This is a genomic window from Spiroplasma cantharicola (assembly GCF_001281045.1).
GTDB lineage: Bacteria > Bacillota_I > Bacilli_A > Mycoplasmatales > Mycoplasmataceae > Spiroplasma_A > Spiroplasma_A cantharicola.
Genome location: NZ_CP012622.1, coordinates 178916 through 196480, shown reverse-complemented (window position 1 = coordinate 196480; position 17565 = coordinate 178916). Strand labels below are relative to the sequence as shown.

Annotated in this window: 17 protein-coding genes; 7 read left to right on the top strand and 10 right to left on the bottom strand. The window is 25.4% G+C overall.

Annotated elements, in window-relative coordinates; all coding sequences use genetic code 4:
* The first annotated feature begins 17 nt into the window (after window positions 1–17).
* The 5 genes from SCANT_RS00880 (at window position 18) to SCANT_RS00860 (ending at window position 3402) form a co-directional block, all read left to right on the top strand.
* On the top strand, window positions 18–566 hold the full coding sequence (locus SCANT_RS00880; RefSeq protein ID WP_053945844.1) for a hypothetical protein: 549 nt from the start codon (window positions 18–20) through the stop codon (window positions 564–566).
* Between the two features lie 169 nt (window positions 567–735).
* On the top strand, window positions 736–1284 hold the full coding sequence (locus tag SCANT_RS00875; RefSeq protein WP_053945843.1) for a hypothetical protein: 549 nt from the start codon (window positions 736–738) through the stop codon (window positions 1282–1284).
* Between the two features lie 167 nt (window positions 1285–1451).
* Entirely contained in the window at window positions 1452–2000 is a 549-nt protein-coding gene (locus SCANT_RS00870; protein WP_053945842.1) for a hypothetical protein, read from the top strand.
* Between the two features lie 169 nt (window positions 2001–2169).
* The gene (locus SCANT_RS00865) at window positions 2170–2718 is read left to right on the top strand and encodes a hypothetical protein (RefSeq protein ID WP_053945841.1); all 549 of its coding nucleotides are present in this window, start codon (window positions 2170–2172) and stop codon (window positions 2716–2718) included.
* 129 nt (window positions 2719–2847) lie between these two features.
* On the top strand, window positions 2848–3402 hold the full coding sequence (locus SCANT_RS00860; RefSeq protein WP_053945840.1) for a hypothetical protein: 555 nt from the start codon (window positions 2848–2850) through the stop codon (window positions 3400–3402).
* A 29-nt stretch (window positions 3403–3431) separates the two neighbouring features.
* Here the strand turns inward: SCANT_RS00860 and gpmI are convergent, their stop codons facing one another.
* From gpmI to SCANT_RS00835, 5 genes are all read right to left on the bottom strand, one after another.
* Window positions 3432–5018 carry a 2,3-bisphosphoglycerate-independent phosphoglycerate mutase gene (gpmI, locus tag SCANT_RS00855; protein WP_053945839.1) on the bottom strand — a complete coding sequence of 529 codons (1587 nt, stop codon included), beginning with the start codon at window positions 5016–5018 and terminating at the stop codon, window positions 3432–3434.
* Between the two features lie 2 nt (window positions 5019–5020).
* Complete coding sequence (locus SCANT_RS00850) at window positions 5021–5839, bottom strand: Cof-type HAD-IIB family hydrolase (RefSeq protein ID WP_053945838.1); 819 nt, start codon at window positions 5837–5839, stop codon at window positions 5021–5023.
* Window positions 5840–5847: 8 nt separating this feature from the next.
* Complete coding sequence (gene tpiA, locus SCANT_RS00845) at window positions 5848–6597, bottom strand: triose-phosphate isomerase (RefSeq protein ID WP_053945837.1); 750 nt, start codon at window positions 6595–6597, stop codon at window positions 5848–5850.
* A gap of 94 nt (window positions 6598–6691) precedes the next feature.
* On the bottom strand, window positions 6692–7417 hold the full coding sequence (nagB, locus tag SCANT_RS00840) for a glucosamine-6-phosphate deaminase (protein ID WP_053945836.1): 726 nt from the start codon (window positions 7415–7417) through the stop codon (window positions 6692–6694).
* A 29-nt stretch (window positions 7418–7446) separates the two neighbouring features.
* The gene (locus tag SCANT_RS00835) at window positions 7447–8172 is read right to left on the bottom strand and encodes a hypothetical protein (protein ID WP_053945835.1); all 726 of its coding nucleotides are present in this window, start codon (window positions 8170–8172) and stop codon (window positions 7447–7449) included.
* A gap of 122 nt (window positions 8173–8294) precedes the next feature.
* Here SCANT_RS00835 and SCANT_RS00830 point away from each other — a divergent pair, with 122 nt between their 5' ends.
* Window positions 8295–9653, top strand: a complete 1359-nt coding sequence (locus SCANT_RS00830) for an FAD-dependent oxidoreductase (protein WP_053945834.1) — start codon at window positions 8295–8297, stop codon at window positions 9651–9653.
* A gap of 43 nt (window positions 9654–9696) precedes the next feature.
* Here the strand turns inward: SCANT_RS00830 and SCANT_RS00825 are convergent, their stop codons facing one another.
* Window positions 9697–11259, bottom strand: a complete 1563-nt coding sequence (locus tag SCANT_RS00825) for a formate--tetrahydrofolate ligase (protein ID WP_053945833.1) — start codon at window positions 11257–11259, stop codon at window positions 9697–9699.
* 43 nt (window positions 11260–11302) lie between these two features.
* Between SCANT_RS00825 and SCANT_RS00820 the strand changes: the two genes are divergently transcribed.
* Window positions 11303–12145, top strand: a complete 843-nt coding sequence (locus tag SCANT_RS00820) for a bifunctional 5,10-methylenetetrahydrofolate dehydrogenase/5,10-methenyltetrahydrofolate cyclohydrolase (RefSeq protein ID WP_053945832.1) — start codon at window positions 11303–11305, stop codon at window positions 12143–12145.
* On the opposite strand, the gene SCANT_RS00815 is transcribed toward SCANT_RS00820, so the two are convergent.
* The 4 genes from SCANT_RS00815 to SCANT_RS00800 form a co-directional block, all read right to left on the bottom strand.
* A complete protein-coding gene (locus SCANT_RS00815) occupies window positions 12142–13971 on the bottom strand; it encodes a hypothetical protein (RefSeq protein WP_053945831.1) in 1830 nt (609 codons plus the stop codon). The genes SCANT_RS00820 and SCANT_RS00815 overlap by 4 nt on opposite strands.
* Before the next feature lie 91 nt (window positions 13972–14062).
* Complete coding sequence (locus tag SCANT_RS00810; protein ID WP_235443293.1) at window positions 14063–14686, bottom strand: 4Fe-4S single cluster domain-containing protein; 624 nt, start codon at window positions 14684–14686, stop codon at window positions 14063–14065.
* On the bottom strand, window positions 14652–16463 hold the full coding sequence (locus tag SCANT_RS00805; RefSeq protein WP_053945830.1) for an AAA family ATPase: 1812 nt from the start codon (window positions 16461–16463) through the stop codon (window positions 14652–14654). The genes SCANT_RS00810 and SCANT_RS00805 overlap by 35 nt, the downstream gene beginning before the upstream one ends.
* A gap of 8 nt (window positions 16464–16471) precedes the next feature.
* Entirely contained in the window at window positions 16472–17563 is a 1092-nt protein-coding gene (locus SCANT_RS00800; RefSeq protein ID WP_053945829.1) for a hypothetical protein, read from the bottom strand.
* Window positions 17564–17565: the final 2 nt, after the last annotated feature.

Here is a 17565-nt window from a genome sequence, read left to right as displayed (position 1 = left end):
TTTGATAGAGGTGAATTATGAAAAAATTATTATTAGCATTTTCTTCTATTTCATTAACAGCTATACCAAGTTTAAACATAATTAGCTGTACACCTGAAATTGAAGATGAAGACTATTTTATACCAACAGAGCAACCAAAAAACATCGAAGAAATTGAAACTAATTTCAAACTAGCTGTTGACAAAAATGAAGATTTTTTAGTTCAAGCATACAAAGAATGAGCTGAACACAAAATAAAAATTGATTGAGACAATCTAAAAAAAGATGAGCAAGATATTGAAAGAATTAAATTTAATCACAATTCAATAGAAACTCAAAAAAGTAAAATATATATATTTTGAATGTCAGTATACGAATATAAAATATATCAATTTGATAAAAATTATAAGAAAGAACTAGTGACAAACAACGGAATAAAAGACACATTAAAGGCCGAAAATGAAGAAACATTCAAGTTCTTTTTGGAATTAGCTCTTAAAAATGAATTCTATAATGATAAAACAAAAGAGCACATAAAAAAAATGTACGATTGAGGAATCCAAGAAAACCCAAATGCAAAAGTTTAATTAAAAAATTTTCTTTATAAAATATCTAGATTTGATCTAGATATTTTTTTATATAAATTAAATATTAATAATATTACACTCCATTAATTTTTAAACTTTTAAGTTACCATATTTTAATTTATTTCACAAAAATTTTAATATTATTGTAAAATTTTGATAGAGGTGAATTATGAAAAAATTATTATTAGCATTTTCTTCTATTTCATTAACAGCTATACCAAGTTTAAACATAATTAGCTGTACACCTGAAATTGAAGATGAAGACTATTTTATACCAACTGAGCAACCAAAAAACATCGAAGAAATTGAAACTAATTTCAAACTAGCTGTTGACAAAAATGAAGATTTTTTAGTTCAAGCATACAAAGAATGAGCTGAACACAAAATAAAAATTGATTGAGACAATCTAAAAAAAGATGAGCAAGATATTGAAAGAATTAAATTTAATCACAATTCAATAGAAACTCAAAAAAGTAAAATATATATATTTTGAATGTGAGTATACCAATATAAAATATATCAATTTGATAAAAATTATAAGAAAGAACTAGTGACAAACAACGGAATAAAACGAACATTAAAGGCCGAAAATGAAGAAACATTCAAGTTCTTTTTGGAATTAGCTCTTAAAAATGAATTCCATAATGATAAAACAAAAGAGCACATAAAAAAAATGTACGATTGAGGAATCCAAGAAAACCCAAATGCAAAAGTTTAATTAAATAATTTTCTTTATAAAGTATCTAGATTTGATCTAGATACTTTTTTATAAATTAAATATTAATAATATTACACTCCATTAATTTTTAAACTTTTAAGTTACCATATTTTAATTTATTTCACAAAAATTTTAATATTATTGTAAAATTTTGATAGAGGTGAATTATGAAAAAATTATTATTAGCATTTTCTTCTATTTCATTAACAGCTATACCAAGTTTAAACATAATTAGCTGTACACCTGAAATTGAAGATGAAGACTATTTTATACCAACAGAGCAACCAAAAAACATCGAAGAAATTGAAACTAATTTCAAACTAGCTGTTGACAAAAATGAAGATTTTTTAGTTCAAGCATACAAAAAATGAGATGAACACAAAATAAAAATTGATTGAGACAATCTAAAAAAAGATGAGCAAGATATTGAAAGAATTAAATTTAATCACAATTCAATGGAATCTCAAAAGAGCACAATATATATATTTTGAATGTCAGTATACAAATATAAAATATATCAATTTGATAAAAATTATAAGAAAGAACTAGTGACAAACAAAGGAATAAAACGAACATTAAGGGCCCAAGATAAAAAAATATTCAATCATAGTTTATCATTAGCTCTTGAGAGTGAATTCTCTAATGATAAAACAAAAGAGCACATAAAAAAAATGTACGATTGAGGAATCCAAGAAAACCCAAATGCAAAAGTTTAATTAAATAATTTTCTTTATAAAGTATCTAGATTTGATCTAGATACTTTTTTATATAAATTAAATATTAATAATATTACACTCCATTAATTTTTAAACTTTTAAGTTACCATATTTTAATTTATTTCACAAAAATTTTAATATTATTGTAAAATTTTGATAGAGGTGAATTATGAAAAAATTATTATTAGCATTTTCTTCTATTTCATTAACAGCTATACCAAGTTTAAACATAATTAGCTGTACACCTGAAATTGAAGATGAAGACTATTTTATACCAACAGAACAACCAAAAAACATCGAGGAAATTGAAACTAATTTCAAACTAGCTGTTGACAAAAATGAAGATTTTTTAGTTCAAGCATACAAAGAATGAGCTGAGCACAAAATAAAAATTGATTGAGACAATCTAAAAAAAGATGAGCAAGATATTGAAAGAATTAAATTTAATCACAATTCAATGGAATCTCAAAAGAGCACAATATATATATTTTGAATGTCGGTATGCGAATATAAAATATATCAATTTGATAAAAATTATAAGAAAGAACTAGTGACAAACAACGGAATAAAACAAACATTAAGGGCCCAAGATAAAAAAATATTCAATTATAGTTTATCATTAGCTCTTGAGAGTGAATTCTCTAATGATAAAACAAAAGAGCACATAAAAAAAATGTACGATTGAGGAATCCAAGAAAACCCAAATGCAAAAGTTTAATTAAATAATTTTCTTTATAAAATATTAATAATATTACACTCCATTAATTTTTAAACTTTTAAGTTACCATATTTTAATTTATTTCACAAAAATTTTAATTTTATTGTAAAATTTTGATAGAGGTGAATTATGAAAAAATTATTATTAGCATTTTGTTCTATTTCATTAACAGCTATACCAAGTTTAAACATAATTAGCTGTACACCTGAAATTGAAGATGAAGACTATTTTATACCAACAGAGCAACCAAAAAACATCGAAGAAATTGAAACTAATTTCAAACTAGCTGTTGACAAAAATGAAGATTTTTTAGTTCAAGCATACAAAGAATGAGCTGAGCACAAAATAAAAATTGATTGAGACAATCTAAAAAAAGATGAGCAAGATATTGAAAGAATTAAATTTAATCACAATTCAATGGAATCTCAAAAGAGCACAATATATATATTTTGAATGTCAGTATACGAATATAAAATATATCAATTTGATAAAAATTATAAGAAAGAACTAGTAACAAACAACGGAGTAAAAGAAACATTAAGGGCCCAAGATAAAAAAATATTCAATCATAGTTTATCATTAGCTCTTAAAAATGAATTCTCTAATGATAAAACAAAAGAGCACATAAAAAAAATGTACGATTGAGGAATCCAAGAAAACCCAAATGCTTCTACTTCAAAATAAAAAAACCGCTCAATTAAAAAGCGGTTTTTTTATTTTATTATTAGAGAAGGTTGCGTCATTTCTTTTGGAATTTCAACTCCTAAAATTTCACATATTGTTGTTGCTACATCAGCAATTGCAGCATCTTTTTTTCTAATTTTAATATTTTTATCTGTTATTATAATTGGAACTGGTTGACTTGTGTGTTTTTTATTTGGTCCACCTTCACCATCAATCATAATTTCTGCATTACCATGGTCAGCAGTAATTATCATTGTAGCTCCATGACTTTCACATGCCTCATAAACTCTTTTTAATTGTTCATCTAAAGTCTTAACACCTTTAATAGCTGCATCTAAAACCCCAGTATGCCCTACCATATCACAGTTAGCATAGTTTAAAACAATTAAATCAAATTCTTCTGAAGCTATCCGTTCAATTAATTTATCTGTAATTTCAACAGCAGACATTTCCGGTTTCAGATCATAAGTTGCAACTTTAGGTGATGCAATTAAATCAATTGATGCTCCTTTTAATTTTATTTCATCTTGTGTTGCTAAACCATTTTTAAAGTAATCTTTTCCACCATCAAAAAAGAAAGTAACATGAGCTATTTTTTCAGTTTCTGCAATTCTTAATTGCTTATAACCTTTTTTACTTAGTCATTCTCCTAAACCATTAATTACTTCAATTGATTTAAATGCAATATGATTTGATTTAACTGAAGCAGAATATTCCATCATACATAAGAAATAGATTTTATCTCCTAAAAAAGTTAAATCTTTAAAAGCAGGATCACTTCAAGCATCATATTTTTTATTTGTAAATGTACTTGCCATTTGAATTGCTCTATCTGGTCTAAAGTTAACAAAAACTACAGTATCATTTTCCTTAATATAACCATTTTCACAACTTTTATTATAAGCTGGTAAAATCCCTTCATCATCTTTTCCTAAGTCATATTGAGATTGAATATAAGCTGCTGGATCTGTAAATGAGTTTTGACAACTTCTATTTACCAATGATTTATAACCCTCTGCCACTCTTTCCATTCTTTTGTCTCTATCCATTGAAAAGAATCTTCCAGAAATTGAACCTACTTGTCCAACTTTATATTCTTTAAATAAGTTATTTAATTGTTCTAAATAATTTAAAGCCACAGTTGGTTTTGTATCTCTACCATCTGTAAATAAATGAATATAAATTTCTTTTACCCCAGCTTTTGCAGCAGCTCTAAAAGTAGCAAACATATGATTCATATGTGAGTGTACTCCTCCATCAGAAAATAATCCCATTATATGAAAAGCACTATTTTTATCTAATGAATTTTTAATTGCTTTTTGAATTTCTTCATTTGAATCAAATTTATTATCACTAATTGCTTTATTAATTAATGTTAGTGATTCATATTTAATTCTTCCTGCTCCTAAATGAATGTGACCTACTTCAGAATTACCCATTTGTCCTTCAGGAAGTCCAACTCATTCTCCACTTGCATGAGAACTTACTCATGGATATTCTTTTTTAAGGCTCTCTACAAACTCCATATTTGCTTGAAAAACTGCATTACCTACTGATTGCTCTGCAATTCCTCACCCATCTAATATTGCCAATACTACTGGTTTTTTTGTTTTCATTTTTACTCTCCTAGTATATATTTTTTAATTGCCTTGGCAACAGCACCTTCTAAATTTGTATATTGAGATACTTCACTTGCCTTTGCTTTAATTTCATCATGTGCATTTGCAGGAGCAATTGACAATCCTGCAAATTCAAACATTGGAACATCATTTGCTCCATCACCCATTGCTAAAATTTCTTCTTTTTTAATAGAAAATTTTTTAGCTAAAAATTCTAAAGCATATTTTTTGTTTATTCCCTTTTTAGTTATTTCACCAGCTCATGTTCCCTGTGTTCAAGAAACTTCTAAACCAATTTCTCTTAATTTTTCAACATATTTCATATTAGTATTCATTGTTAAAATTTTATGACAATCTAGCATTTCCATACTTGAATCAAAAACTACTGGTTCATAATCAAAAAAATAAGTTTCGTGTTTTAAAATTTTACCTTGTTCAATTGGCATATTAATATAACTTAATTTGTCATTTACAGTATATGCTCAAAGTTCTATTTCACTAAAATCTTTGTCTGTTTTAATAAGTTCAAAAGCTTTAAGAGCCAATTCTTTATCAATTGGATTTGCATCAATGGCTTTATTATTTTTTAAATCATAAATTAATGCTCCATTAAAAGCTGCAAAAATTGCTCCTTCATTTTTAAAATTAAATAATTCTAATCTGTTCAATTTAGTGTGAATTGGTCTTCCAGTTACAAAAACTACTTTTATATTCTTCTCAATTGCTTGATTAATTGGTTCAACATTTTCCATTACAATATTGTCCAAAGATTTGAAAGTAGTTCCATCCATATCTAAAGCTAAAATTTTATAACTCATATTAAAAATTAACCTTTGTAATTTACTAATCCTAGATAAGAATCTTCAATTAATGAAGCACCACCAACTAGTGCTCCATCTATATCAGCTTGATCTAAAATATCTTTAATATTTTCTGGTTTAACACTTCCACCATATTGAATTAAAATTTCATTTGCAACTTCTTGATTGTAAATTCCTTTAATAATATCTCTTATTTCTTTACAAACATTTTGAGCTATTTGAGGAGTTGCAACTTTTCCAGTTCCAATTGCTCAAATTGGTTCATATGCAATAACTATTTTTTTAGCATCCTGTTCAGCTATTCCCGCAAATCCTTTAGTAATTTGATTTTTAACTCAAGCAATTGTTTTTCCACTTTCATAAGTTTCCAAACTTTCTCCACAACATAAAATTGGAGTTATATTTGCTGCTAACAAACTTTTTGCTTTGTTATTAATCATTTCATCAGTTTCACCAAAAATGTCTCTTCTTTCTGAATGACCAATAACTACATATTTAATTTTTAAATCTTGCAACATTGGCACTGAGATTTCTCCAGTAAATGCTCCTTCTTTTTCAAAGTAGCAATTTTGTGCTGAAATTACTATATTTTTAGCAACTTTTTGAACGTCACTTAACATAATTGAAGGTACAGCAATACCTGCAATAATATCTTTATTAACTTTAACTTTTGAATCTACAGTTTTAATAAACTCAATAGCTTGTGAATTTGTTTTAAACATCTTTCAATTTCCTACAATAATTTTTTTTCTCATTTTTATACGCTCCTCTAATGATTACCCTATAATTTTACACCATATTATAATGTTGCAAATTAATTAAAATAAAAAATCCCAAATGGGATTTAAATTATTTTAATAATTTAGCAGCTTCATGATCAATTACAACTGTTACATCTTTATGATTTAATAAAATTGAACATGGTCAGTTTTTTGATACTGGTCCTTCGACTAGATTTTTAACAGCTTCTGCTTTTGCTTCACCTGTTGCAATTAGAATAATTTTTTTAGCATTCATAATTGATTTTAAACCCATTGAGATAGCTTGAGTTGGTACATCTTTTTCATTATCAAAAAATCTTGCATTTGCTTCAATTGTTGATTTTGTCAATTTAACAACTGAAGTTAATCCCTCAAATTCACTTCCTGGTTCGTTAAATCCTACATGCCCATTAATACCTAAACCCAATAATTGTAAATCAATGCCACCTTTTTGAGCAATTAGTTCATCATATTTTTGAGCTTCTTGATTCGTTTCAATCATACCGCTTGGAACGAAAGTGTTTTTTGAGTCAATATTAATATGATTAAAAAGTTTATTATTCATAAAGTATCTATATGATTGACTGTGATCTGGAGCTAATCCTTTATATTCATCTAAATTGAAAGTAGTAACTTTACTTCAATCAATATTTTGCTCTTTTGATTTAACAATAATATTTTCATATGTTGTAATTGGTGAACTTCCTGTAGCTAATCCTAAAACAATATTTGAATTAGATTTTACTTCCTCTAATATTAAATCACTTACAACTTTTCCAGCTTCACTATTATTGCTTATTTTTATAATTTTCATATGTTCTATTCTCCTCTTATATTTATATATTAACTAATTTTAGAAATTAATTTATTTCAAAAATCAAAATAATTATATAAGCCTTGAGTGGCTTCTAATTTAAGACCTAACCTTGGAATCATTCTCTGCAACAAGACATAAGTTAATAGTCGATTTTTTCCTCTAAATAAGTACTTATTTTTTTTGGTAGAGATAATTACTCCAAAGGTTTCAATTGCTACATCAACAATTGAGTTATATTCAATTGTTTTCAATACATTTTGATTATTGTCAGTTAAAAAGATATTTTGATTTGAAAAATAACAATCATAAATTCCCATTAGATTAATTTTTTTCTCTAATTGTTCTGGTTTGTAGTTATGAATATTTACTCTAGTTTGAATTAAGTTAATTCTTTCTTTTTTTTCTAAATTGAATCTAACTGGAAATTGTTTTAAAGGTCTTCAAGAATTAAAGACTAGTTCTTCTAATTCTCTTATAAATCGCTCTTCTTTGGAATTTAAAGTTAATTCCAATTTTTTAATATTTCTTTTTAACTTACTAATAAAACCCTCTGAAAGTTTAAAATTGGCATTTATTCATCTTCAAAGAATTCAATGTTTAAAATAAGTAAAGGTATTTTTATCATTTATTTTTTTTTCAACTCTTTTAATATATCATTTAGTTTTTCTAGAAAGATTATGTTCATCAAAGTATTTAATGAAACTAGATCTTTTTAGATAATAACTTATATCACCATTTACTCTTAAGAACATCTTTACCACCTTTTATTTAAAAAATATTTAAAGCTTATTTTAGAGAAATTATTCCAATTCTTACCAAAATGCAACTTTATTCATATATTATTATAATGTAAAAAGATTAAGGAGCAAAACAAATGAAAACAATAGTTATTGGAACTAATCATGCTGGTACAACAGCTGTTAGAACTTTAAGAAGATTAGACAAAAATATGGAAATTACAACTTACGATCAAAATGATAACATATCATTTTTAGGTTGTGGAATCGCTTTATGAGTTAGAGGAGAAGTAAAAGACCCTAATGGTTTATTTTATGCTTCGCCTGAAATTTTAGAAAGTGAAAACATAAATGTTAAAATGCAGCACCAATGAATTGGATTAGATGCAAAGAAAAAAACAATCAGAGTAAAAAACTTAAAAACTGGAGAAGAATTTGATGACAATTACGACAAATTAGTAATAGCTTCAGGTACATGACCAATATTCCCTCCAATTGAAGGAATTGATTTAGAAGGTGTTCAAATTTGTAAAAATTTCCACCATGCAAAAGTTATTAAGGCAGCTAACGATAACCCTGCAATCAAAAAAGTTGCTGTTGTTGGAGCTGGATACATCGGAGTTGAATTAGTAGATGCTTTTGTTGCAAACAATAAAAAAGTATCATTAATTGATATTGCTGATAGAATTATGCCAGTTTATTATGATAGTGAATTTACTGGATTAGTAGAAGAAACAATGAAAGAAAAAGGAGTTAACTTAGCTCTTGGACAAAAAGTTGTCAAATTTGAAGGAAAAAACGGAAAAGTAAATAAAGTTATCACAGATAAAGGTGAAATTGCAGTTGATTATGTTGTATTCTCTGTTGGAGTTATTCCTCAAACAGCTTTATTAAAAGGTGTAATTGATCTTGATGAAAGAGGAGCAATTAAAACAAACGAATTTATGCAATCTTCTAATAAAGATATCTATGCAGTTGGTGACTGTGCACAAGTTTATAACTGTTCAATGAAAAAAGATACTCAAATTGCATTAGCAACAACTGCTGTAAGAACTGGTATTTTAGCTGCTGCTAACATTGTTCAAGGAAATAAATTAAAAAGTCCAGGATTTACTGGAGCAAATGGAATTGAAGTATTTGGATGAAAAATGGCTTCAGTGGGTATTTCAATGGAAGCATGTAAACGTTTTGGTCTTGATGTAGAAGAAGTTATGTTTAAAGATTCAGATAGACCTGAATTTATGTCAACTTACAAAGACGTATGAATTAAAATTATTTGAGAGAAAAAATCAAGAAGAATTATTGGAGCACAAGTTGCTTCTGTAAATAACCATACAGAAGTTATGTATATGTTCGCCTTAGCAATTCAAAAAGGATTAACAATTGATGAATTACCATTAGTTGATATCTTCTTCTTACCTCACTTTAATAAGCCATATAACTTTATAACATTAGCAAGTCTACAAGTTTTAGGATTAAATTATTTCGAAAAATAGTATAGAAAATAAAAAAATGGATTTAAATCCATTTTTTTATTTTCTATTTTAATCCAACTACTTCACCATTTTGTAAATCAATATCTTTTGAATTTGGATATTTATTTAAACCAGGCATACTCATAACATTATTTGTATAAACAAGTATAAATTTTGCTCCACTATTTACATTGACATCTTCAATAGTTATTTTATAATTGCTCTTTTTATTATCATTTCCATCAATTGAATTTGATGATTTAACCATACAAATTGGAAGATTTTTATATTTTGTTTTATTAATTGAATTTATCTTGGCTGATGCAGCTTTACTAATTTTGAAGTCTTCTAAATAATAAAAATTATTAACAATTTTTTTAATTTTTTCTTCAATAGTTTCATTTTCTTTAATCAAAGCTTTAAAATTTTGTTTAGTATTGCAAATTTCAACTACTTTATTTGCTAATGCAGATGCTCCAGTTGCACCTTTAATATACGCTTCATTCATTTCTCATAAATAATTATTTTCATCTAATCACTTTTTCAATTGTGATAATTGTTCTATGCTATCATTTTCAATAAAATTAATTGCTACAATTAAATTTAAATGATATTGAGTTATATGTTTTAAGTGCTTTTGTAAGTGATCAAAATTATTTTCAAAATCATTGTGCAAATTTAATGCTCTTAAAGTTACAACCATAACTGTACAATCAGGAATTAAATCATTGTCTTGGTTAACTACATTTATATACTTTTCAAATCCTAAATCACTGCCAAACCCTGATTCGACAATACAATAATCTCCTAAACTTAAAGCTAAGTTTGTTGAAATAATTGAATTTGTTCCCGTAGCAATATTTGCAAATGGACCACAATGAATTAAAGTTGGAGTATCATATTTTGTTAAAACTAAATTAGGATTAATTGCATTCTTTAAAATTGCCATTAATGACCCTGTTATATCTAACTCTTTTAAAAATATTTCTTTACCCTCTAAACTATAAGCTACTAAAGAACTATCTAATCTCATTCTTAAATCTTCAATATTTTTTGAAAGACTTAAAATTGTCATCATATTACTTGCTGCTGTAATTGTAAATTCTTCTTTTCTACAGACCTTAGAACTAATTTTAATATCAATATTTCTTAGAGCTCTATCATTTAAATCTAAACACCTTTTTCATATAACTTTATTAGGATCAATTTTAAGCTTACTATTTCAATAAATCTCTGAATCTATTTGAGCTGAAATTAAGTTATTTGCTGTTGTAATTGCATGAATATCTCCTGTGAAATGTAAGTTAATTTCATCCATTGGAATAACTTCACTTTCTCTCCCACCAGTGGCAGTTCCTTTTCTACCAAACACCGGACCTAAACTAGGTTCTCTAAGAGCTAATATAACATTTTTACCAATATGTTTTAACCCATCTGCTAAACCAATTGCTGTTGTTGTTTTACCTTCTCCTGCGGGAGTTGGATTAATTGAAGTCATTAATATTAACTTACCTTTTTTCTTATTCATATATTTCTCATAATTAATTTTTACTATTTCTTTTCCATAAAAATAAAAATCTTTTTCATCAATTTTTAGGTTATTCAATACTTTTAAGATTTTTTCCATTATAATCACCTTTAGAATGTTTCTTAGAGAGGACACTTAAATCATGAACAAAATAATTGATGGTAAATATTATGCTCAAGAATTAAATACTAGTCTCAAAAATAGTATAGAACAATTAAATAAAAAAAGAAGACCAAAATTAGTAATAATTCAAATTGGAAATAATTTTGCAAGTAATAAATATATAAAAAATAAGTTAAAAGCTTGTGAAAATGTCGGTATAATTGGAGAACTAAAAAAATATAGTGAAGATATTAAGCAAAGTGAACTAGTTAAACAAATAGAAATCTTAAATAGTGATCTAACAATTGATGGTATCATTGTACAATTGCCTTTGCCTTCACATATTAATGAGAAAGAAATTACAGATATAGTTTCGCCTTCAAAAGATGCTGATGGATTCAGTCCAATAACTTTGGGTAATGTAATGCTAAATAAATCAAATATTTATCCAGCAACCCCTTTTGGAATAGTTAAATTACTAGATTGAAAAAAAATTAATTTAATTGGAGAGAATGTTGTAATAATTGGAAGAAGCAATATTGTTGGAAAACCTCTTGCAAATATGTTAATTAATAGATCTGCAACAGTTACAATATGTAATACAAAAACAAAAAACTTAAAAGATATTTGTAAAAAGGCAGATATTTTAATTAGTGCTGCTGGTTCTCCTAATTTAGTAACAAAGGATTTTGTAAATAATAATATGACAGTAATTGATGTTGGAGCAAACTTTAAAGATGGTAAATATTGTGGAGATGTAAAATTTGAAGAAGTATTAAAAATTGTTAAATATATTACTCCTGTTCCAGGGGGTGTTGGTCCAATGACAATAGCATGTCTATTAGAAAATACTTTTAATCTTTATAAACAAAAAGAGAACTAAATGTTCTCTTTTTGTTTATTTTTTAATAATGAATTTGTGACTAATAATATTGACCCTATTATTACAAAAGATGACATTAAAATAATCATTGCTAATAAAGATGCTTGTGTTAATAATATAATTATGAAAAATATACTTGCAATAATTAATGAAAAGAAAGCATTACCCATAACATGATCAATAATCATTGCTAATGAAAACTCGTCATCACTTACAATAGACTTAAACCTTTTTGCTTTTGTTTTTTCAATTAGAGCATAAGCTGTTCCAAATATAAACATAAGAATAAGCAATATTGAATAATAAATATTATTCATATTTGAGTAATTTATATAGTAACTTGAAATTAAAAAACTTATAAAAGCTGTAACAGATATTAAAGTTAAAAACATTGCTATTCTATTGACATTATTATTTTTAAATTTAATATTTCCAAAAATTGCTTGTGCAAAATATTTTGAAATAAAACCAAAAATTAGGAATAATATAAGTGAAGTTTCATTGATTTGAGTAGTTATAATAATTTTATTATTTTCAAATTTTAAAAAAAAGAATAAAACTAAAGACCAATCTAGAAATTTAAAAAAGCCTATAAAATAATTTTGAATAAATATTTCAATAAAGAATTTTTTATTTGTTTTTAATGTTTTAAAGGAATCTTTATTAATATTTAAAACATTTCCATCTGACATAATATTTTGATTAAATATAAATAAGCAAATAAGAATTATCATTACTATAAGAAATAAAAATAAAATATAGAGACTCTTAGAATAATAGTCCATTAGAAATGGTATTGGTAAAAGCAAAAAACCATAAATGGAATTATACTTTGCTGTTTTATTTTTTAAACTATTTCTTCTTTCATAACTTTTTATAATTTCTATATTGATTGGTAATAAGCCTGCAACGAAAATTCCAAATAAGATTAAACCTGTAAATAACAACCCATTAGCCAAGCTTAAATTATTAGTTTCAAATGAACTAAATGTACATATTAAGGCAAATAATAATCCAATTGAATTAATTTTTAATACTTTTAGGTTTCCAATTTTTTTTGCTAATTTAATTCACGTTGGAGTTACAAATAACATCAAAATTGGAACTATTATGATTGCTGCTAAGTAATTAATATCTTCAAACTTAGTTACCATTTTATAGGGAACAAAACTAAAATAAGAAATTAATATCATCATTGAAATAATCATTGAAGCTAATTGAATATTATAATTAATTTTTTTATCTGAAATTTTCAAAATGTTACTCTCACTTTCTTCAATATATTTTTTAAATGATTTATTATATATAGATGAATATCTTCCCTCAATTTTTATTAAAAGGTTTTCAAACTGCTTTAGTAAAAAGGGTGTTATTAAGCAATACATAAAAAATATTATATAGGCTTCATGTAAATGTGTTAAATATAATGAATAACCCTCTGTTCTACCATATGTAAAAATTGAAACTAACAAATATAAAGAAGTAATCATTAAAGCAGAAATGGGTGCCATTACATAAATAACAATTTTATTTCTTAATAAAAAATACTTAAAAATAACTAAAGAAATATTAAAAAGTAAATAAATTGTAATTGTACAAATGCTTAAAATGATATCTACAGGCATAAGTAAACTTAATAATGATATTCCAATCGTTGATAAAATTGAAATATTAGATTTCAAAAATAGCCCTGTCAATAAAATAATCAAAAGTGTTAAATCCACACCTGGTAAAGGTGAAAAAATTAATTTTAGACACATAGCTAATGAGATCATCATTGCACTTGAAGTTAAATCTAAAATTTTATTACTAATATTTCTATTCATTTTCTAAATCCTCTCTTTTATAAATTTATAAAAGAGAAAACGAGAAGAAATTCACCATACTTTTAACTAAAAAACTCATAATTATTTCCTTCTATCTTATTTTAAAATTAAATTCACCATTTTCATTATCAAATATAGCTCCATCTCCATTCATTGAAAGTCTATCATTATAGATTTGTATTTCAACTTCTGAATGAGGTTGTTCAAAATAATCACAGTTTTTATATCTATTTGTTATTTTTATTACTCTTTGATTTTTGCTACCAATAAGTCTTCGATTTTTATCTAAAAGCCTCATAATAAACGGTCCATCGATTAAAATATCTATATGTTTTAAAATTTCATTATGTTCTTCAAGCATTTGCTCATAAATATAACCTGTAAAACAAATTACTGAAAGATTATTTTTTTGACTTCAAATGACAAGTTCTTTTAAACCATCAGGTTGCAAAAAAGGTTCTCCTCCAATTAGAGTAATGCCTTCAATATTAAATAATTTCTTTGCCTCTAAGATTTTCTCATAAATAAACTCATTTGGCATAAACATCTTTTTTTCTAAGGTTAATAACTCCTGATTTGAGCAACCATTGCAACCTATTGTACATCCCTGAAATCAAATAACAAATCTTGTTCCTGGTCCTTCAATTTCACTATTCATAAGAAACTTTCCAATATTTAAATTAGCCATTAATATTAAATACAATCTTTCCTTCATTTGTTGAAGTCAAAATTTTAGTTCCCATTTTTATATTTCTTAAATTATTAAAAATAAATTCTGAGAGTGGATCTACTAAGTTAGTCTCAAGAGAGTTTAAAACATCTCTTCCTCCTCTTCTCTCATCTGCATTCTTTAATAAAATTTCAATTACAGTTCTATTCGTTAAATCAATATGTAACTCTGCTTTGTACTTTTCATAAATTGCAATTTGAATTGGCTTAACTTTTTGACGTATAATTTTTGCTTTCAAATTCAAATCTTTTATGAAGTTAAAAGGAACTATATTATTTCCAAATCTTCCTAATAGTTCAGGTCTATTTAATTCATTTGTAAAGTGATCTTGAACTTTTCTTATAAATTGATTGTGAACTGCTTTTGAATCTTGATTTGGATCTACTTCGGCAGCTCCAATATTTGAAGTAAATATTATAAATGTTTCACTAAAACTAACTGTTTGTCCTGTATTATCTGTTAATCTTCCATCTTCAAGAATTTGTAAAAATTTATCAAATATTTTAGGGCTAGCTTTTTCAATTTCATCAAAAAGAATTACACTAAATGGTTTTTCCTTAACAGAATTTGTTAATTGTCCACCACCTTCAAAACCAACATAACCTGGAGGAGCTCCTATTAATTTCTGATCAGCATTATCTTGTCCATATTCAGACATATCAAATCTTATAAGATTTGCCTCATCATTAAATAAAAAAGTTGTAATTGCTTTTGCAAGTTCTGTTTTACCAGTCCCTGTTGGACCTACAAAAAATAAAGTTCCTTTAGGTTTGCTTCTCTTTGAAGAATAAGTAATTCCAGTCAAGCCAGTATAAGCTTTATAAATAATTTTTGCCACTTTAGCAACTGCTTCATCTTGACCAATAACTTTTGAAGAAAGCTCTTCTTTTATAGTTAACATTTTTTCATAACTTAATTCTTCTCATGGAGAGGTTTTCTCTCCATAATTATATATATTGAACATCTTACTAAAAACAAGTGGTGTGTCAAAATTACAAGTAAATTTTGCAAAATGAGATAATTCCTTTAATGTTCAACCCTCAGTTGCATCAATTATATTTTCAAATTCAGTTGATATATCAGTAACTTGAATTCTTGATTTTATTGTTGATAAAAATTGTTTTCTTTCATCTCTACTTGGTTTTGGTAAAGTTGAAATGATAATTTCAGGATTATCTAAGTATAAACTTGGAGGTAATTGATTTATTTTTTTAGTTAAAAAAACAATACAATTTGTTAACTCATCAATTTTTGAAATTGAAAAATTAGATTCTTTTAAAGTTTTTGAAAATTCTGTTAGAACAGTTCTATCATCAATATCTAATCCTTGGTCACTAAAAACAAAATTAGTATAATCTGCTATAAATCCAATTTTTCTTTCATCTTCTCTATTAATATTTTTATTTAAAAGAACAAAAAAATCAATTGGCTTTTTTAAAGTTAGATGATCTTTATAATCACTTTTGTCAATATCACCAGAAAATAATTCTTCAAATTCATTGCCAATAGAATCATTACTACTGTGTCTATTTGATGAAGTAGTTATTAAATTAGTAATTTTTTTTCCTTTAAGACCCGAATTTTGATCAAAAATAAATTTATCTGAATATTTTTTGTAATCAAAAATATTGAAAATAATGTCGTGAATATTTATATATTTACCATCAAACTCATAAATATCATCTATATTTCCCTCAATTATAATTGCCTTTTTAATTCCAATTAAATTTTTTAACTGATTTAATTCTCTTTTTACACTCATAAATTCACCTACTTACTTGAGTTCTTATTTTTTTTACTATTTATATTTTGCCTATTTTTGGCAATATATTTTGGCTCTCTATACTGTTTATTAAATTCATCACTTGAATGTAAGTTAAACTCTTTGAGTTTTTTTATAAAAGCTTGGGCATCACTATCATGCTCACGCCCTTCAAAACCTTCTCAATTGTAAACAAAACTTCCATCTAATTTTACAACAAAGTCAGCTGTTTCACCAGTTAGTTTTTCACCATGTATAAGAATCATATTTTTTTCTTCTAATTTTCTGATATTTTCTTCTTTAACTATATACCCAACTTCTCTTATGGCTTTGACAATTTTTATAACATTATCTTTTCTAATTGCTTCTTGTTCTGCTAATTTAGAAGAACTTAAAAAATATTGTTTTATATCTTTTTGAAAATTTTTTGATTCTTTTAGTAAGCTTAATTTATTAGCTGAATCTTTAATTGCCTTTATAACATCTAGATCTTCTTTATATAATTGAATTGAATCCCCTATGATTTCTTTTGCTATAACTTGATTAGACGCCTTTAATTCTTTTAAATCTTCCATTATCAAACTATATATTTGATCCGAAGTTTTGTTAATTAATTTATGTTGATTAGTTTCAAACATTTTTTTAATATAAATCTTATCTTGGTCATTTTTGTATTTAGCAATTAATTCATTTTTTAAACTATTTAAATCTTTAAAAATATCTTTGTTAAAAGCTTTTAAAATATTTTCTTGCTCTTTTATTAAAACATCTTTTTTAAAACTATAAACTTGAGTTTTAAATTCAGCAATTGTTTCTCGTTTTCTTTCTGCAAATCTTTGGATTTCATGATAAGTTTCAATTGCAATATGTGTATCTGAAGAAAGTTCTCTTTCATAAGTGTTTTTGGCTAAATCAGTTTTTTCTCTTTTTAATTGCTCTAGTAATTTTTCAATTTCTTTTTTATAAAATCCTGAATTATCAATTTGTTCACATTGTGAAATTAGTTCAATAATATATTCAATTAAAACATCAATGTCTTTTTTAATGAAAGAAAATTGCTTTTCACAGTTAATAAGAATTTCTTCAGCAGACATACTCATAA